Consider the following 18,541-nt stretch of genomic DNA (forward strand, 5'->3'; position numbering starts at 1 on the left):
CGCCATGGCCCTCACGCTCGACCAGTTCAACGCCGCCTCGCCGGCCGACGCCGCCGCCCTGCTCGACGGCCTGTACGAACACTCCCCCTGGGTGGTTGAGCGGGCACTCGCGACCCGGCCCGCGGACGGGTTCCCCAGCCTGGCGGCCCTGAAATGGGCCCTTGTGCGGGCGCTCGACGCCGCCAGCCCCGACGAACAGATCGCCCTCATCCGCGCCCACCCGGAACTCGCCGGCCGGGCCATGGTCGCCGGGACGCTGACCGCCGAGTCCACCGGCGAGCAGCAACGCGCCGGCCTCACCCACTGCACGCCCGCCGAATTCGAGCGGCTGCAGGCCCTCAACGAGGCCTACCGGACGCGCTTCGGCCACCCCTTCATCCTGGCCGTGCGCGGCCCGCGAGGCACCGGCCTGAGTCGCACCGAGATCATCGACAGCTTCGCGCGGCGCCTTGCGCTTCCGCCGGACGCGGAGCGGGCCGAGTGTCTGCGGCAGATCCACCGCATCGCCGAGATCCGTCTGGCCGACAAGTTCGGGGCGTCCCCCATCGACGGCGCGCGCCTCTGGGACTGGCACGCGGCCCTGGCGCGCCACAGCGAGCCCGGCTGGGCCGAGGCCGGGCAGCTCACCGTGACCTACCTCAGCGACGCCCACCTCGCCTGCGCCGCCGAGATCGCCGACCGCATGCGAGCGGCCGGCTTCGACCACGTCCGCATCGACGCCGTGGGCAATGTCGTCGGGCGCCTGGACGGGCGCGACCGCGAGGCCCCCGCCCTGCTCACCGGCAGCCATTACGACACCGTGCGCAACGCCGGCCCGCACGACGGCCGCCTGGGCATTCTGTTGCCCATCCTCGCGGTGCAGCGCCTGCGCGAGCGCGGCGAACGCCCCCGGCACGCGATCGAGGTGGTCGCATTCGCCGAGGAGGAAGGCCAGCGCTACAAGGCCACCTTCCTCGGCTCCAGCGCCCTGACCGGCGCGTTCAACCCGGCGTGGCTGGACCAGGCGGATGCGGCCGGCGTCACCATGCGCGAGGCGATGCGCAGCGCCGGCCTGCCCGCCACGATGGACGCCATCGGTGCCTTGCGGCGCGATCCGGCCCGCTACCTGGGCTTCGTCGAGGTGCACATCGAGCAAGGACCGGTGCTGGTGGAAACCGGGCTGCCGCTGGGCATCGTCACCTCCATCAACGCCAGCGTGCGCTACACGGGCGAGGTCACCGGACTGGCCAGCCACGCCGGTACCACGCCGATGAACCGGCGGCGCGACGCCGCGGCGGCGGTGGCGGAGATCGCCTTGCTGGCCGAGGCGCGCGCCGCGCGCGATGCCGACGCGGTCGCCACCGTGGGCATCCTGGAGGTGCCCGGTGGCTCGATCAACGTGGTGCCGGGCCGCTGCCGCTTCTCGCTCGACCTGCGCGCGCCCAGCGACGCGCAGCGCGACGCGCTGGAGCGCGACATCCTCGACGGCCTGCACGCCATCGCCAGCCGGCGCGGCGTGGACGTGTCCCTGACCGAAACCGTGCGCGCCAGTGCCGCGCCGAGCGACCCGGCCTGGCAGGCGCGCTGGGAGCGCGCGGTCGAGGCCCTTGGCCTGCCGCTGCACCGCCTGCCCAGCGGCGCCGGCCACGACGCGATGAAGCTGCACACCGTGATGCCGCAGGCCATGCTGTTCGTGCGCGGACAAAACGGGGGCATCAGCCACAACCCGCTCGAGTCCACCACCGCCGACGACATGGAACTCGCCCTGCGCGCCTTCGAGCAACTGCTCGCCGACCTCGACACACCAGCCACCCGATGAGCACCGACACCCACACCACCCTGGACCGCTGGATCGCCGACCATTTCGACGACGAGGTGCGCTTTCTGCAGGCGCTGGTGCGCGTGCCGACCGACACGCCGCCGGGCCACAACGCACCCCACGCCGACACCACCGCCGCGCTGCTGGAGGCCATGGGCCTGACCGTCGAGCGCCATGCGGTGCCCGAAGCGACGGTGCGCGCCGCCGGCCTGCAGAGCGTGACCAACCTGATCGTGCGCCACCGCTTCGGGCCCGGCCCGACCATCGCGCTCAACGCCCACGGCGACGTGGTCCCCCCCGGCGAAGGCTGGACGCGCGACCCCTACGGCGGCGAGATCGTGGACGGCGCGCTCTATGGCCGGGCGAGCGCGGTGAGCAAAAGCGACTTTGCCACCTACACCTACGCGCTGCGCGCCCTGCAGGCGCTGCACGCCGCCGGCACGCCGTTGCACGGCGCGGTCGAACTGCACTTCACCTACGACGAAGAGTTTGGCGGCGAGTGCGGCCCCGGCTGGTTGCTGGCGCAGGGCCTGACCCGGCCCGACGCGCTGATCGCAGCGGGTTTCAGCCACCAGGTCGTGATCGCCCACAACGGCTGCCTGCAACTCGAAGTCACCGTGCGGGGCGAGATGGCCCACGCCGCCATCCCCGACACCGGCACCGACGCGCTGCAGGGCGCCGTCCACATCCTGGGCGCCCTGTACGCGCTCAACCGCGACTACCTCGGCGTGCGCTCCCACGTGGAGGGCATCACCCACCCCTACCTCAACGTGGGGCGCATCGAAGGCGGCACCAACACCAACGTGATTCCCGGCCAGGTGGTGCTCAAGCTCGACCGCCGCATGATCCCGGAGGAAGACCCGGCCGTGGTGGAGGCCGCGCTGCGTGACACCATCGCCCGCGCAGCCGCCGACTTCGCCCCGCCGCGCGGCGGCCGCACGCTCGACGTGCAGGTCCGCCGTCTGCTGCTCGCGCGCGCGCTGCAACCGCGCCCCGGCCACGAGACGCTGGCGCGCGCGCTGCAGGTGCAGGCCGAGGCGGTGTTTGGCGAAGCGGTGCCGGTGGTCGGCACGCCGCTCTACACCGACGTGCGGCTCTACGGCGAACACGGGATCCCCGGCGTGATTTACGGCGCCGGGCCGCGCAGCGTGCGCGAGTCCAACGCCAAGCGGGCCGACGAACACCTGCAACTCAGCGACCTGCACGGCGCCACGCGTGTGGTTGCGCGCGCGCTCGCTGCGCTGCTGGCCACGCCCGCCTAGCGGGTTGTCCCACTGATCCAAGCACCCGGCAACGCCGCCCGGGCTCGCAAGAGGCGGCGTTCAGTGCAGGTAGCCGCGGGACCGCCCACCAAAGGCCCACCCCACCGCGCCCGGCCTGGGTCGGGTGCACAATGGCCGCCCGCCGCGCCGGCAGACCGGCCGCGCGGCGACCGACCACGGAGACAACGCATGACCCCCGCCGAACAAGCCTTGCGCGACGCCGCGCTGGACTACCACCGCAGCCCGCGCCAGGGCAAGATCGCCGTCACCCCGACCAAGCCCCTGTCCAACCAGCGCGACCTGTCGCTGGCCTACTCGCCCGGCGTGGCCTACCCCTGCCTGGCCATCCAGGCCGATCCCACCAAGGCCGCCGACTACACCAGCCGCGGCAACCTGGTCGGCGTGGTGACCAACGGCACCGCCGTGCTGGGCCTGGGTGACATTGGCCCGCTGGCGGGCAAGCCGGTGATGGAAGGCAAGGGCTGCCTGTTCAAGAAGTTCGCCGGCATCGATGTGTTCGACATCGAGCTGGCCGAGAAGGACCCGGACAAGCTGGTCGAGATCATTGCCGCGCTGGAGCCCACGCTGGGCGGCATCAACCTCGAGGACATCAAGGCGCCCGAGTGCTTCTACATCGAGAAGCAGCTGCGCGAACGCATGAACATCCCGGTGTTCCACGACGACCAGCACGGCACCGCCATCATCAGCGCCGCCGCGCTGCTCAACGGCCTGGAACTCGTGGGCAAACCGATTGGCGAGGTCACGGTGGCGGTGTCCGGCGCCGGCGCGGCGGCCATCGCCTGCCTGGATGTGATGGTGGGACTCGGCGTGAGCCGCGAGCGTATCTTCGTGTGCGACTCCAAGGGCGTGATCTACCAGGGCCGCCCGGGCGGCATGGACGAGTCCAAGCAGCGCTATGCGCAAGCCACGGACAAACGCACGCTGGCCGATGCGGTCAACGGCGCCGATGTGTTCCTCGGCTGCTCGGCCCCGGGCGTGCTGACGGCCGAGATGGTCAAGACCATGGCGCCGCGTCCGATCATCCTGGCGCTGGCCAACCCCGAGCCGGAAATCCGGCCCGAGCTGGCCAAGGCCGTTCGGCCCGACTGCATCATCGCCACCGGCCGCAGCGACTACCCGAACCAGGTCAACAACGTCCTGTGCTTCCCCTACATCTTCCGCGGCGCGCTCGACTGCGGCGCCACCCGGATCACCGAAGCGATGAAGCTGGCCTGCGTGCGCCAGATCGCCGACCTGGTGAAAAGCGAGACCAGCGAGGAGGTGGCCAACGCCTACGCCGGTCAGGACCTGAGCTTCGGCCCCGACTACCTGATCCCCAAGCCGTTTGACTCGCGCCTGATCCTGCGCATTGCACCCGCGGTGGCGCAGGCCGCGGCCGAGTCGGGCGTGGCGACGCGGCCGATCACCGACATGGACGCCTACCGCCAGCGCCTGGGCAGCTTCGTCTACCAGACCGGCATCCTGATGCAGCCGGTCTTCAACGCCGCGCGCGCCGTGCCGGCGGGGCAGAAGCGGGTGGCCTACGCCGACGGCGAGGACGAGCGCGCGCTGCGCGCGGCCCAGCTGGCCATCGACGACGGCCTGGCGCACCCGATCCTGATCGGCCGCCCGGCGGTGATCGAGGCGCGCATCGCCAAGGCCGGCCTGCGCATGAAGCTCGGCACCGACGTGGAGAACGTCAACCCCGAGGACGATCCGCGCTTCCGCCAGTACTGGGAGCACTACCACCGCCTGATGGCCCGGCACGGCGCCACGCCGGAGGTGGCCAAGGCCGCCGTGCGCCGCTCCAACACCATCATCGGCTCGCTGATGCTGTCGCTGGGTGACGCCGACGCGCTGATCTGCGGTCTGGTGGGCAGCTACATGACCCACCTGGAGCGCATCGACAGCATCCTCGGCCGGCGCCCCGACGCCCACCTGTACGCCGCCGTGAACGCGCTCATGACCGACCGCGGCCCCGTGTTCATCGCCGACACCTACGTAAACGAAGACCCCAGCGCCGAGGAACTGGCGGAAATCGCCGGCATGGCGGCGCAGGAGGTGCAGCGCTTCGGACTGCCGCCCAAGGTGGCCTTCCTGTCGCACTCGAGCTTCGGCTCCAGCAAGCGCGCCTCGGCCCGCAAGATGGCCGCCGCGCGCGACCTGTTCGTCGCGGCGCACCCGGGCATCGAGTGCGACGGCGAACTGCATGGCGACGCCGCCCTGCAGCCGGAGATCCGGGCCGCCTACCTCGGCGACAGCACGCTCCACGGCTCGGCCAACCTGCTGATCTGCCCCAACCTGGACGCGGCCAACATCCTCTACAACGTGATGAAGACCACCACCAGCGGCGGCGTCACGGTGGGGCCGGTGCTGATGGGCGCGGCCCGCTCGGTGCACATCCTCACGCCGGCCGCGACGGTGCGGCGGGTGCTCAACATGACCGCGCTGGCCGTGGCCGGGCGCGCCTGAGCCCAGCCGACCGCGGGTTCGCCCGCGGTCAATCGGCGCTCAATCGGCGCTCACTCGGCGCTCACGTGGCGGTCAGCCTGCCACGGACGACGTGCCGCCCGGCCCGCGCCGCAGGGGACCGGCGCGGCGCTCGATCGCCTCGCGCAGCGGCGCCCGCCAGCCGAGCGCAAATCCGGCCTCGGCCACCACGAAAAGCGGCCCGACGATCAGGCCGCGCAGGTCATCGACGAACGCGGGTTTGCGGCCTTCCCACAGATGGCCGAGAAACTGGAAGGCCCAGCCCACGACGAACAGGCCCAACCCGGCGCCCAGCCAGGCGGGCGTGGCCAGCGCCGCCATCGCCTGCGCCGCCCACAGGCCCAGCGCGAGCAGCGCGGTCATGACCAGCCCGAAACGCGCATCCAGCCGCAGGTACCAGACGGCGGCGGCGAGCGACGCGAGGAGGGCGGGGGTCAGGCCGGCCGCCCCCAGGGAAGGCCGCGACAACAACACCTGCACGGCCAGCACGATCATCGGAATGCCCACAAAGTGGGTGGCGATATTGCGCCGGTCGCGGTGGTAGGCGGCGTAGTCGGCCAGGCGGTCCAGCAAGGGACCGCCGGGGGCGGGGCTCGGGGACTGGCTCGGGGCCTGGGTCTGCGGCATCATGGGTCGTCTCTTCCGGTCGATAGTCGCCCATGACGCTACACCGGACGCGGGCCGCGCGCCACCGCACCAACCCGGAGCACGCGAGCGCCCCAAGGCTGGCACCAGAATTGCTTATCACACCGCACCCGCGCACCACCGCGCGCACCGCTCACGGAGTCCCCATGCACAAACGCCAGTTCCTGCACACCCTCGCACTCGCCGGCCTGCTGACCGCCGGGCTTGCCCACGCCCAGACGCCCATCAAGTTCCAGCTCGACTGGCGCTTTGAGGGGCCCGCCGCCCTGTTCCTGCACCCGGCGGCCAAGGGGTACTTCAAGGCGGCGGGGCTGGACGTGAGCATCGACGCGGGCAACGGCTCGGGCGGCACGGTCACGCGCGTGGCCTCCGGCACCTACGACATGGGTTTTGCCGACATGGCCGCGCTGATGGAGTTTCATGCCAACAATCCCGACGCGCCGAACAAGCCGGTGGCCGTGATGATGGTCTACAACAACACGCCCGCGGCCGTGCTGGCGCTCAAGAAGAGCGGCATCACCAAGCCCGCCGATCTCAACGGCAAAAAGCTCGGTGCGCCGGTGTTCGACGCCGGCCGCAAGGCCTTCCCGATCTTCCAGAAGGCCAACGGCCTGGCCGCGCCGACCTGGACCTCGATGGACCCGCCCCTGCGCGAGACCATGCTGGTGCGCGGCGACATCGACGCCATCACCGGCTTCTCCTTCACCTCGCTGCTCAACCTGGAGGCGCGCGGCGTCAAGCCGGCCGACGTGGTGGTCATGCCCTACGCGGAACACGGCGTGAAGCTGTACGGCAACGTCATCATCGCCAGCCCCAAGCTGCTCAAGGACAACCCGGCCGCGGTGCGCGCCTTCCTCGCCGCGTTCGCCAAAGGCGCCGGCGAGGTGATGGCCAATCCGGCCGCAGCCATCGAGAGCGTGAAGGCGCGCGACGGCATCATCAACGTGGCGCTCGAAACGCGCCGGCTGCAGCTGGCGATCGACGCCGTGGTGGCCAGCCCCGACGCCCGCCGCGAGGGCTTTGGTCAGGTGGTGCCGGGCCGTCTGGCGCTGATGGCCTCGCAGGTGTCCGACGCCTTCGGCACCAAGACCCGCGTGAACCCCGACGCCGTGTGGAACGGCAGCCTGCTGCCAGCCGCCGCCGCCCTCAACGTGCTGCCGCCGGCCCGGCGCTGAGGCGGGAGCGCGCATGAACCAGGACACGAGCGAAGGCGACGCCTTCATCGCCTTCGACGACGTCTGGCTGGCCTACAACGAATCCCTGCTGGCGCAGGGTGTGTTTGCGGTGGAGGCGATCGACCTGCAGGTGCCGCGCGGGGCCTTCGTGGCCATCGTGGGGCCCTCGGGTTGCGGCAAGTCGACCTTCATGAAGCTGACCACCGGCCTGAAGATGCCCAGCCGCGGCCGCATCCGCATCGACGGTCAGCCCGTCACCGGGCCGCTGAAGATTTCGGGCATGGCCTTCCAGGCGCCGTCCCTGCTGCCCTGGCGCACCACGCTGGACAACGTGCTGCTGCCGCTGGAAATCGTGGAGCCGTACCGGCAGCAGTTCAAGGACCGCCGCCGCGAGTTTGAGGACCGCGCCCGGCGGCTGCTGGACAGCGTGGGGCTGGGCGGCATGGAGAAGAAGTACCCGTGGGAGCTCTCCGGCGGCATGCAGCAGCGCGCGAGCATCTGCCGCGCGCTGATCCACGAGCCCAAGATGCTCCTGCTCGATGAGCCCTTCGGCGCGCTGGACGCATTCACCCGCGAGGAGCTCTGGTGCACCCTGCGCGACCTGTGGGAAGCGCAGCGGTTCAACGTGGTCCTCGTCACGCACGACCTGCGCGAATCGGTCTTTCTGGCCGACACCGTGTACTGCATGAGCAAAAGCCCGGGGCGCTTCGTGGTCCGGCGCGACATCGACATCCCGCGCACCCGCGACCTGGAAGTCACCTACACCAAGGGTTTCACCGACGTCGTGCAAGAGCTGCGCGGCCACATCGGCGCCTTGCGCAAGCCCGGCGCCTCTCTCCCGCAATGAGCCCGTCATGAACGCCCGACAACGCAAAAACATCGAGCGCTTCGCGCCCTGGCTCCTGCTGCTGCTGATCGTCGTGGTGTGGGAAGTGATCTGCCGCGGCTTCGCCGTGTCCGAATTCATCTTCCCCAGCCCCTCGCGCATCTGGGCGCAGACGCTGGAGCACCAGAGCACCATCCTCGGCCACGCCTGGCGCACCTTCTGGGTCACGATGGCCGGCTTTGGCATCGCCATTGTGGTAGGCGTGCTGCTCGGCTTCCTGATCGGCAGCTCGCGGCTGGCCTACGCAGCGGTCTACCCGCTGATGACGGCATTCAACGCGCTGCCCAAGGCGGCGTTCGTGCCGATCCTGGTGGTGTGGTTCGGCATCGGCATCGGACCGGCCATCCTCACCGCCTTCCTCATCAGCTTCTTCCCGATCATGGTGAACATCGCCACCGGCCTGGCCACGCTGGAGCCGGAGCTGGAGGACGTGTTGCGGGTGCTCGGCGCCAAGCGCTGGGACGTGCTGACCAAGGTCGGGCTGCCACGCTCGCTGCCCTACTTCTTCGGCTCGCTGAAGGTCGCCATCACCCTGGCGTTTGTGGGCACCACCGTGTCGGAGATGACCGCCTCGAACGAGGGCATCGGCTACCTGCTCATTTCGGCCGGGTCGTCGATGCAGATGGGCCTGGCCTTCAGCGGCCTGCTGGTGGTGGGTCTGATGGCGATGGCCATGTACGAGCTGTTCAGCCTGGTGGAAAAGCACACCACGGGCTGGGCGCACCGCGGCACGCAGGCCTCATGAACCCAACCCAGGTGCTGGGATCGGCCGCCCCGGTGGCGGCGCGCTGGCGCGCACGCCTGGCGCTCGATGTCGTGGCCGAGGCCGGACGCAGCGTGACCCGCTTCTCCCACGACGGGCCGCTTCGCGTGCTCAAGACCCTGTACCCCGAGGGCCCGGGCGTGTGCCACCAGGTGATCGTGCACCCGCCCGGCGGACTGGTCGGCGGTGATGAGCTGGTCATCGCCGTCCACGCACACGCCGGCGCCCACGGGCTGGTCTCCACCCCCGGGGCCACCCGCTTCTACCGCAGCGAAGGCGCAGAGGCCACGCAGCGCGTGCGCCTGACGGTCGACCACGGCGCGCGGCTGGAATGGGTGCCGCTGGAGACCATCGCTTTCCCCGACTGCGTGGCACGCAACGACTGGGCCGCCACGCTCGCGCCCGACGGCGAGCTGCTGGCCTGGGACGTGACCGCCCTTGGCCTGCCCGCGGCAGGCCAACCCTTCGTGCGCGGACGCCTGCGCCAGCGGCTGAGCCTGGGCAACCACTGGCTGGAGCAAGCCACCCTCGACGCCGGCGACCGCCGCCTGCTCGACAGCCCGCTGGGCCTCGGGGGCCACCGCTGCCTGGGCACCCTCGTGTTTGCGCGCGGCGAAGCGCTGCCGCGCGAACGGCGCGACGCCCTGCTCGACGCGCTGCGCAGCGCGCTGCCGGCTCCGTCGGAGCATCTCCGAGCGGGCGCCACCGCGCCCCACCCGCAGCTGGTGGTGCTGCGCGCCACCGCGCCGGTGGTGGAACCGCTGATGGCGCTGTTCCAGCAGGCGTGGGCCGCCCTGCGCCACACCGCCTGGGGCCTGCCGGACCGACCGCCGCGGATCTGGCGGGTCTGAGAAAACCCGACCTCACCCCTCCACGGACTGGAGCGAGCAGCGCAAGGGCGTCGGCTCGCCCCAGATAGCAATCGGATCAAAGACGCTCGACGTGCAGGACGGCGCAGGTCTGGAAGGTGTCGAACCACCCACGGGTGTTCATTTTCGGGAATGCCTCCGTGGACTCCATATCAAAGGGATCGTCCTTGGATTCATCGTAGCGTTGCCACAAATGGACCGACACATCGAACGCGTATCCGCTTTGACTGCTGCCGGTCACGTGGAGAGCCAGCGCTTGATCGCTGGATAACAACACACGGCTCTCATCCATGAACACCGTTTGGACCACCGAGCAATACCGCTGGTGATAGCGGTCACGCACCGCAGCCCACTGGTCCAAAGGCATCGGGCAACCGATCACCCCTCCGTGTCGCTTGCCGACGATCAGCGCCTCTTCGATCAAGCGCTGGCTCAGGCATTCCCCGAACTTAAGCAATCGATCCGTGGCCGCCTTAACGGGCTTGATCGCCGCCCGCAATGTTTCCGCGCAGCTGTCGGCAAGCACCAATCTCATCTGAGCGGCGGCCACGTTCAGTTTCCTCTTCGTGGACTGAATATCTGCGAGGGCCTGTTCGAGACTCCGCAATGCGTCGACGGCGGCTTCCCGCTCTTTCCCCTTCACGCCCAGGCTGTCTGCCAGCGAACCAAGGTCCCGCAGGTCGTCACGCAGGTACTCCGCCGACTGGATCAAGCCCTGCCAAACGATTTCCTTCGCCTGAATCTCGGTGAGGGCCAGATCTTCTTCCTCCGGCTTGTTCTGTACCTCCGCACCGCTGCGCTTGCGATCATTGTTCAGCAGGAGTTTGTCTCGGGCCGCCAGCGTATCGGGGTCTGAAAGGGCTTTACCCGCGTTCTTGCCGGTCACAGGGCCGTTGATCCATCGAACAATCCGGTCCACCGGCCATGCATGGACCGGGTCATCGGTCGTTGCGGCCGCGGGATCAGCCGTCAGGGTCAGGGCTGGTACGGCCGGTACCTGACCCAACAACCAGCGCTTACGTCGAGCGATGCGCAGCGCTGCGGACAAGCCGCTTTGCTGGGTCAGCAAGTCGTGGCTCCGCTGCAGCTGAGGCGACAGCGGCCTCGCATCTCCAAGGGAGATCAAGTAACCGCGCGTCAGACGGTAGGTTATGCCGGTACACCCCTCGATCCACATGGCCGCCCTGGAGAACACGTCATCCGCCAGGGTCGCCTCGTCGGCGAGCTGCCTAGGATCCTGGCAGTTCAGCACCTCGTTGAGCTTCATGTAGAGAGCTTCGCAAAGCGAGAACAGCGGAAACTGCGCGCCGAGCTGCTCCACGCGCTGCGCTACCCGATGAACGACGCCCACGCGGTTCGCCTTGACCAGCGCTTCAAACCTGACCAAAACGTCCCGATGGAATTTGCAGTCCATGGAAAACAGCAACCGGCGGACGAGACGGCGAATCTGCGTGTTCTGTTGATCGGCATTCGCCGGAATGAGTGCCCCTCCGGTTGGGTCTGGAAGCCCGGGGGACGCAATCAGCAGCATGCTGTCCAACCGGTTCAGGCACTGATTTATGGACGCGTGCGGCGCCACGACGCTGTGATCGTCATGCAGCTTCTCGCGCGCGCGGGACACCAAGTCGTTGAGAAACACACGCCGGGTGGTGGACGTCAGCAGCAATGCGACGGTTTGAAGATCCTCGATCTGCTTGGTGCAGTCCACTTTGGCTGCGATCAGATCGCTAAACGGCGGATTGATCAGCTTCCCGAACTCGCCTCGCTTGTCGAACAGCGAAGGATTGAGATTGGCATACATCACCAGGGTTTCCAGCGCGAACTCGAACAGGTCCTCTGACAACCAAACGATCGCCGACCCCAGAGAGTTTCTGATGGACACACGCAACTTCTGACTGAGTTTCATGTCCTTGACCAAGTCCATCACCTCGGCGGTCTTGGCCTTCGCATCGCCAGGAGACAGACGAGGTCCGTCCACGCAGTTCCACGGCGGAATTACCACGCGCAACCGCTGATTCGCTTCATCCCATTCCAGCCATCCCAACATGATTGATCTCCACCGATCTTCGATGAAATCAGTGTCGAAGGGTGATCGGCGTGTCGCCATCCCGTCAAACGCCCAACTGCGTCGCCGGGCAACCTCCCCCAGCGGCCAAAGGGATGAAATGGGCTATCTCCCAGGCCCAATTCCGGCCGCTGCCAGCGCGTCAGGCTGCCCACAATCGCAGCACCCGGCCATGCGCCGGGCTGAACCACCATGGCTGCAACCCAACCACCGCTCCACGAATCCAGCGCCCTCGTGATCGAAGGCAACCCGCAGTCGCGCTCGATCCTGGTATCGCAGCTGCGCGACATCGGCGTGGGCACCGTGGTGCAGTGCTCCCGGCTGCACGAAGCGCGGCGCAAGCTGGAAGCCGCGCGTTTCGACGTCATCATTTGCGAGCAGCATTTCGACCGCGACAGCGGCTCCGGTCAGGAGCTGCTGGACGACCTGCGCCGCAACCAGCTGCTGCCCTTCTACACGGTGTTCATCATGATCACCGCCGAAGCCACCTACACCAAGGTGGCCGAGGCGGCCGAGGCCGCGCTCGACGCCTACCTGCTCAAACCCCACACCGGCGCGCGGCTGGCCGAGCGCATCCTGCAGGCGCGCCAGCGCAAGCGCGCGCTGCACGACATCTTTGCCGCCATCGACGCCGAGGATTTCGACACCGCCTCGATGCTGTGCCAGGCGCGCTTCGAGTCGCGCCAGCCCTACTGGCTGTACGCCGCGCGAATCGGCGCCGAACTGATGCTGCGCGCCGGCCAGATCGACGACGCGCAAAAGCTTTTCGAGGCTGTGATCGAGGCCAAGACGGTGCCTTGGGCCCGGCTCGGTGTGGCCCGCGCGCAGCTGGAATCGGGCCAGCCCGCCCGCGCACTCAGCACGCTGGAGAGCCTGGTGCGCGACGACAACGACTATGCCGACGCCTACGACGTCATGGGCCGCGCCCAGTTCGAACTGGGCCAGTTCCAGAACGCGCTGGCCACCTACGCCACCGCCACGCGGCTCACGCCCGGGTCGGTGAGTCGGCTGCTCAAGCACGGCATGCTGGCCTGGTACGCCGGCGACCGGGCCGAGTCCCTCGAGCTGCTCGACCGGGCCACACGCCTCGGCCTGGACTCCAAGCTCTACGACCCACAGACCCTGGTGTTGCTCGCCTTCGCCCGCCTCGACAACAACGACGGCAAAGGCCTGCAGCGCTGTGTGGACCAGCTCACGCGCCTGCGCGACCGCAGCTTTGAGCCGGAGCGGCCGCACCGCCTGCTGGAGGTCGCGGAGGCGATCAATGCGCTGCACAACGGCCAGGGCAGCCGGGCCACCGAATCCGTGCTGCGTGTGGCAGGGCAGATCGGCGAGCCCGCATTCGACCTGGAGGCGGCCTGCAACCTGCTCGGTGTCATGGTGCGCCTGCACCAGCGGGGCCAAACCCCGCCCGACCACGAAAACACCGTCCAGCGGCTCGCGCTGCGGTTTGGCAGCAGCCGCTCACTCAGCGAGGTCCTGCACGGGGCTGCGCGGGGACACGAGGGCTGGGCAGAGATCCTGCGCGGCGGCCATGCCACCATCCTCAAGCTCACCGAGGAGGCCATGAAGCTCACGCTGCGCGGCGATCCGCGCGGCACCGTGACCCAACTCATCGCCGAAGGCGAGCGCACGCTCAACGCCAAGCTGTTCGAATCCGCCCACCAGGTGCTGCAGCGCTACCGCGCGCGCATCCCCGACGCCGACGATCTGGAACCACGGGTGGACGAATTGCGGGCCCGCTTCAAGGGTGCGCCGGTGCGCATGGGCGAGACCCGCGATGCCGGCGCGGTGCCCCTGCCGTCGGGCTTCCGCACGCCACAACGCCCCGGCCTGCTCGACGAGGCGATGGTGGCCTGATCCCGGTCTCCGCGGGGCCTGGGGTAGCGGGCCGATCGGGCATCGGCCCGAGCGACAGCGGCAGCCGGGCGCCGCACGATGGCGGCCTCCTTCACCGTCGCGCCGCCATGAACACCACCCCCACGCCCTTCGGCTCCCGCCTGCGTCCGCCCCCGGGTCCGCTCCTGCTCACGCTCGACACCGCCCACATCCTCCACCCGGACACCCCGCTTCCCGAAGCCCAGACCCATCTGCTGGCCGCACTCGACGAGCTCGAAGGCCGCGGCGTGGACGGTGTCGACCAGGAACGCGCCGCCCGCCACCACGAGGCCTTCGTGCGCGTCCTGCACACCGCGCGCCTGCGCCACCCCTCGGTCGAAGCCGCGGTGATCGGCCGGCTGGTTGAACACCTGCACCACCACGCCAACCGCCACGACCACCGCCACGACCACGTGGTCCACGCGCTGATCGCCAGCTTCGCCGGTGCCAGCGACCCGACCGCCGTGGCGCTCGGTCTGCTGGAGCAGGCGGTGGCGCAGAGCGGTCCCCTGCCCTTCTGGGTGCCGCACGCGCTCTCCCTGCTGCCGCCCGGGGGATCGTCGATGGCAGCCGACCTGGCCCAGCGCCGGGCGCGCAACCTGCTGCTCCCCCGCTGGGACCGGCTGGCCCCGGACCCCCTGCGCCACACCCTCGACGCGCTCAGCGAGGACACCACGCTGCACGGCCTGCACGACCTGATCGGCGACCTCGGCGCCATCGCGCTGGACACCGGCTTCGCCACCCTGCTGGACCAGCACCCCAGCGCCCAGGCGACCCACGCCGCGCCAGACAGCGGCGCCCCCTGGCTCATGCACCGCCACCCGCCGGTGATCCGCGTGGGTCACACGGCGTGCGACGACCACTGGCTGCTGACCCCCGTCGGCGACGAGGCGGTGCAAACCCTGCTGGCCCTGTGCGCCCGCGTGGGCCAGGAGGCCGGCAGCCGCCTGCGCCACCGCATCCTCTTCGCCCTCACCCACGCCGCCGGCCTGAGCCTGACCGGCGCCGGCCGGCGCCACCCGTGCATGGCGCTCGTGCGCCTGCACCACACGGTCGGCGCCCTGGCCACCGCGGGCGACGGCGACGCCTGGCCGCTGGTGTGGCATTGGCTGCCGCGGCGGCACACCGCGTGGCTCGATCAGCAGGGACGGCACCATCCGCGACAGGCCGTGCTGGAAGCGCTGCTGGCCCCGTCGTTCGCCCACCACGCACCACTGGCCCTGCGCGCCCTGCTCGGAGGCGGCATCGACACCGACGCGTGGATGCCGGGCCTGGTGCGCGGTGCCCTCGCCACCCCGGACGGCCTGGAGCGGCTGGTGCACGCCCTCGGCCAGGCCCACGCCACCACCCACGCGCACCAGGCGATGGCACAGGCCCTGCTGCTGCAATGCCCGCTCACCGACCGCCTCGCCGCTGGACAGGCGCTGGCCCACGCCATGCTGGCGGACGAGCGCCATCCCCCCCACGCCCTCACCCGGGACACCCTGCACGGCCTGGCCCGGGTGCAAGCCCGCTTCCAGGCCCCGTGGGTGACCGTGGCCTGGCTGCACGCGCTCATGGCCCGCTTCGAACGCTTCGGCCACACCGGCCTGCACCGCGACGATGGCGAGTGGCTGCTGGGCTTCGTGACCGCGCACACCGAGGGCGTGTCCCACGCGCTGCCGCCGCAGCCGCTGATGGAGGCGCTGGAAGGCCTGTTTGACCTGCTGATGGCCGTCGGCGTGGCGCACCACGAGGCACACCACGCCTGCACCCGGGCACTCGGCCACCACGCCCCGGCCTGACGCGCTGCCGCCGTGGTCGCGGTCCTCAGATCGCGACCAGCTGGCGCACCCCGCGCGCGGCCATCTCCGACCCCGGCCCGCGCGCGATCACCTCGCCGCGCTCCAGCACCACGTACTGGTCGGCCAGCGCTTCAGCGAAGTCGTAGTACTGCTCGACCAGCACGATCGCCATGTCGCCCCGATCGGCCAGGAGGCGGATCACGCGGCCGATGTCCTTGATGATGTTGGGCTGGATGCCCTCGGTCGGCTCGTCCAGGATCAGCAGCTTCGGCCCCGCGGCCAGCGCGCGCGCAATCGCCAGCTGCTGTTGCTGCCCGCCGGAGAGGTCGCCCCCGCGGCGACCCAGCATCTGCTTGAGCACCGGAAACAACTCGTACAGCTCGGCCGGCACCGGCGTGCCGGCCGGCTTCGTGGCCAGTCCCATCTGCAGGTTCTCCTGCACCGTCAGCCGCGCGAAGATCTCGCGCCCCTGGGGCACGAAGCCAATGCCCCGGCGGGCCCGCTCGTAGGGCGTGGCCGCGTGGATCGCTTCACCCTCCAGCGTGATGCTGCCGCTCTTGATCGGCACCAGCCCCATCAGCGACTTCAGCAGCGTCGTCTTGCCCACGCCGTTGCGCCCCAGCACCACCGTGACCTCGCCCAGCGCGGCGCTCAGGCCCACGTTGCGCAGGATGTGGCTGCCGCCGTAGTACTGGTTGACGTCCTTGACTTCCAGGAGGCTCATGGATGGATTCCTATTGCATTCACTGGCCCGGAGCACCGCGGGACCGGCTTGGCCGGGCCGCTGGTGTTGCCCCCCGTGGGGGGTCGCGCGAAGCGCGGCGGGGGGCTATCGTCCAAGATACACCTCGATCACACGCTCGTCGGCCTGCACCTCGTCCAGCGTGCCCTCGGCCAGCACCGCGCCGTCGCACAGCACCGTCACCTTCTCCGCGATGGCCCGCACGAAATGCATGTCGTGCTCCACCACCATGAGCGAATGCCGGCCCTTGAGTTGCAGGAACAGTTCGGCGGTGCGCTCGGTTTCCTCATCGGTCATGCCCGCCACCGGCTCATCGAGCAACAGCAGCCGCGGCTCCTGCATCAGCAACATGCCGATCTCCAGCCATTGCTTCTGACCGTGGCTGAGCAGGCCGGCCGGGCGATCGACCGCCGCCGCGAGGTGGATGGTCTGCAACACCTCGGCCACCCGGTCGCGCTGAGCACTGTCGAGCGCGAAACGCAGGCTGCGGCGCACGCGCTTGTCGGTGGCCAGCGCCAGCTCCAGGTTCTCGAACACGGTGAGCTGCTCAAACACCGTGGGCTTCTGGAACTTGCGGCCGATGCCCAGCGCGGCGATTTCGGCCTCGCGGTGGCGCAGCAGGTCGATGGTGGAGCCGAAGAACACGCTGCCGCGGTCGGGCCGGGTCTTGCCGGTGATGATGTCCATCATCGTCGTCTTGCCGGCGCCGTTGGGGCCGATGATGCAGCGCAGCTCGCCCGGGGCAATGTCCAGCGACAGCCCGTTGATGGCCTTGAAGCCGTCGAAGCTCACGTGCACATCGTCCAGGTACAGGATGCGGCCATGGGCCACATCCACCTCGCCCGGCTGCACCAGCCGTGAAAAACCCGCGGTGCGCCCACCGCTTTCGGTGGCCCCTGGCGCGACCGCGGCCAAAGCCCGTTCGTGGCGCTGCGCGCCGTCCTGTTGAAGATCGGGTGTCATGCAGCGGACTCCTCGCGCGGTGCACTGGCCGGCGCGGGTGCGCTCGCTGCGCGAACCGCGGCGCGCCGCTGGCGCCACTGGCGCGCCAGGCCGACCACCCCGTGGGGCATGAACAGCGTGACCGCGATGAACAGCGCGCCCAGGCAATACAGCCACACCTCGGGGAACGCCACGGTGAGCCAGCTCTTGGCCCCGTTGACCAGAAACGCGCCCACGATCGGCCCGATCAGCGTGGCCCGGCCGCCCACCGCCGCCCAGATGGCGATCTCGATGCTGTTGGCCGGGCTGAGCTCGCTGGGGTTGATGATGCCGACCTGCGGCACATACAGCGCCCCGGCGATGCCGCACATCACGGCCGACAGCGTCCAGATGGCGAGTTTGTAGGGCAGCGGGTTGTAGCCGCAGAACATGACCCGGCTCTCCGCGTCGCGGATCGCCTGCAGCACCCGGCCAAACTTGCTGGCCACGATCCACCGCGCGAGCAGGTAGAAGCCCAGCAGCGTCAGGCCGGTGATGACAAACAGGGTCATGCGCATGCCGGGCGTGGCCAGCGGCAGCCCCAGGATGCGCTTGAAATCGGTAAAGCCGTTGTTGCCGCCCAGCCCGGTTTCGTTGCGGAAGAACAGCAGCAGCGCCGCATAGGTCAGGGCCTGCGTGATGATGGAGAAGTACACGCCCTTGATCCGCGAGCGGAACGCGAAGTAGCCAAACACGAAGGCCACCAGCCCGGGCACCAGCACGATCAGCACCAGCGTGGCCACAAAGCTGTCGGACAGCGCCCAGTGCCACGGCAGTTCCTTCCAGTCGAGGAACACCATGAAATCGGGCAGGTCGCTCTGGTAGTTGCCGTCGCGCCCGATCTGGCGCATCAGGTACATGCCCATCACGTAGCCGCCGAGGGCGAAGAACAGCCCGTGGCCCAGCGACAGGATGCCGGTGTAGCCCCAGATCAGGTCCATCGCCAGCGCGCAAATGGCGTAGCACATGATCTTGCCGAGCAGACCCACCATGTAGTCCGACAGGTGGAACGGGCTGCCCTCGGGCACCACCAGATTCAGCACCGGCGCCACCGCGCAGACCACCAGCAGCGCCACCAGCACGCCGCTGAAGGCAGAGCGCGTGAGCAAGGGACGCGGCCCCGGAAGAGAAACAGAAGCAGCGGTCATGGGCGGCCAGCCTCGCGAGCGGAGTGAATGGTCGGACGTGCCGCGGAACCGGCTC

The 18,541-nt window shown here is 69.7% G+C and carries 14 protein-coding genes; 9 read left to right on the top strand and 5 right to left on the bottom strand.

Annotated features, from left to right (window positions below; all coding sequences use genetic code 11):
- The first annotated feature begins 4 nt into the window (after positions 1 to 4).
- From uraD to AC2D80_RS09170, 3 genes are all read left to right on the top strand, one after another.
- Positions 5 to 1,798 carry a 2-oxo-4-hydroxy-4-carboxy-5-ureidoimidazoline decarboxylase gene (uraD, locus tag AC2D80_RS09160; protein WP_484632711.1) on the top strand — a complete coding sequence of 598 codons (1,794 nt, stop codon included), beginning with the start codon at positions 5 to 7 and terminating at the stop codon, positions 1,796 to 1,798.
- Positions 1,795 to 3,060 (top strand): M20/M25/M40 family metallo-hydrolase, encoded by a 1,266-nt coding sequence (locus tag AC2D80_RS09165; RefSeq protein ID WP_484632712.1) that lies wholly within the window; start codon positions 1,795 to 1,797, stop codon positions 3,058 to 3,060. The genes uraD and AC2D80_RS09165 overlap by 4 nt, the downstream gene beginning before the upstream one ends.
- 189 nt (positions 3,061 to 3,249) lie before the next feature.
- Positions 3,250 to 5,532, top strand: a complete 2,283-nt coding sequence (locus AC2D80_RS09170) for an NADP-dependent malic enzyme (protein WP_484632713.1) — start codon at positions 3,250 to 3,252, stop codon at positions 5,530 to 5,532.
- 72 nt (positions 5,533 to 5,604) lie between these two features.
- Here AC2D80_RS09170 and AC2D80_RS09175 read toward each other — a convergent pair whose 3' ends face one another.
- On the bottom strand, positions 5,605 to 6,177 hold the full coding sequence (locus AC2D80_RS09175; RefSeq protein ID WP_484633315.1) for an Mpo1 family 2-hydroxy fatty acid dioxygenase: 573 nt from the start codon (positions 6,175 to 6,177) through the stop codon (positions 5,605 to 5,607).
- 164 nt (positions 6,178 to 6,341) lie between these two features.
- Between AC2D80_RS09175 and AC2D80_RS09180 the strand changes: the two genes are divergently transcribed.
- From AC2D80_RS09180 to AC2D80_RS09195, 4 genes are read left to right on the top strand one after another with little or no spacing between them, the layout of a single operon-like run.
- Positions 6,342 to 7,370: an ABC transporter substrate-binding protein gene (locus AC2D80_RS09180; RefSeq protein WP_484632714.1), complete on the top strand. Its 1,029-nt coding sequence runs from the start codon at positions 6,342 to 6,344 to the stop codon at positions 7,368 to 7,370.
- 13 nt (positions 7,371 to 7,383) lie between these two features.
- Positions 7,384 to 8,217 (top strand): ABC transporter ATP-binding protein, encoded by an 834-nt coding sequence (locus tag AC2D80_RS09185; protein ID WP_484632715.1) that lies wholly within the window; start codon positions 7,384 to 7,386, stop codon positions 8,215 to 8,217.
- Between the two features lie 7 nt (positions 8,218 to 8,224).
- The gene (locus AC2D80_RS09190; protein WP_484632716.1) at positions 8,225 to 9,001 is read left to right on the top strand and encodes an ABC transporter permease; all 777 of its coding nucleotides are present in this window, start codon (positions 8,225 to 8,227) and stop codon (positions 8,999 to 9,001) included.
- Positions 8,998 to 9,870, top strand: a complete 873-nt coding sequence (locus tag AC2D80_RS09195; RefSeq protein WP_484632717.1) for an urease accessory protein UreD — start codon at positions 8,998 to 9,000, stop codon at positions 9,868 to 9,870. The genes AC2D80_RS09190 and AC2D80_RS09195 overlap by 4 nt, the downstream gene beginning before the upstream one ends.
- A 76-nt stretch (positions 9,871 to 9,946) precedes the next feature.
- On the opposite strand, the gene AC2D80_RS09200 is transcribed toward AC2D80_RS09195, so the two are convergent.
- The gene (locus tag AC2D80_RS09200) at positions 9,947 to 11,935 is read right to left on the bottom strand and encodes a hypothetical protein (RefSeq protein WP_484632718.1); all 1,989 of its coding nucleotides are present in this window, start codon (positions 11,933 to 11,935) and stop codon (positions 9,947 to 9,949) included.
- 210 nt (positions 11,936 to 12,145) lie between these two features.
- Between AC2D80_RS09200 and AC2D80_RS09205 the strand changes: the two genes are divergently transcribed.
- Positions 12,146 to 13,813 carry a tetratricopeptide repeat protein gene (locus AC2D80_RS09205; protein WP_484632719.1) on the top strand — a complete coding sequence of 556 codons (1,668 nt, stop codon included), beginning with the start codon at positions 12,146 to 12,148 and terminating at the stop codon, positions 13,811 to 13,813.
- A 107-nt stretch (positions 13,814 to 13,920) separates the two neighbouring features.
- Positions 13,921 to 15,615: a hypothetical protein gene (locus AC2D80_RS09210; RefSeq protein ID WP_484632720.1), complete on the top strand. Its 1,695-nt coding sequence runs from the start codon at positions 13,921 to 13,923 to the stop codon at positions 15,613 to 15,615.
- A 25-nt stretch (positions 15,616 to 15,640) separates the two neighbouring features.
- Here AC2D80_RS09210 and urtE read toward each other — a convergent pair whose 3' ends face one another.
- From urtE to urtC, 3 genes are all read right to left on the bottom strand, one after another.
- On the bottom strand, positions 15,641 to 16,339 hold the full coding sequence (gene urtE / locus AC2D80_RS09215) for an urea ABC transporter ATP-binding subunit UrtE (protein ID WP_484632721.1): 699 nt from the start codon (positions 16,337 to 16,339) through the stop codon (positions 15,641 to 15,643).
- A 105-nt stretch (positions 16,340 to 16,444) separates the two neighbouring features.
- Positions 16,445 to 17,320, bottom strand: a complete 876-nt coding sequence (urtD, locus tag AC2D80_RS09220; RefSeq protein ID WP_484632722.1) for an urea ABC transporter ATP-binding protein UrtD — start codon at positions 17,318 to 17,320, stop codon at positions 16,445 to 16,447.
- Positions 17,317 to 18,486 carry an urea ABC transporter permease subunit UrtC gene (gene urtC / locus AC2D80_RS09225; RefSeq protein ID WP_484632723.1) on the bottom strand — a complete coding sequence of 390 codons (1,170 nt, stop codon included), beginning with the start codon at positions 18,484 to 18,486 and terminating at the stop codon, positions 17,317 to 17,319. Before urtC ends, urtD begins: the two co-directional genes overlap by 4 nt.
- Positions 18,487 to 18,541 lie beyond the last annotated feature (55 nt).

Source organism: Hydrogenophaga sp. T66, assembly GCF_057219855.1.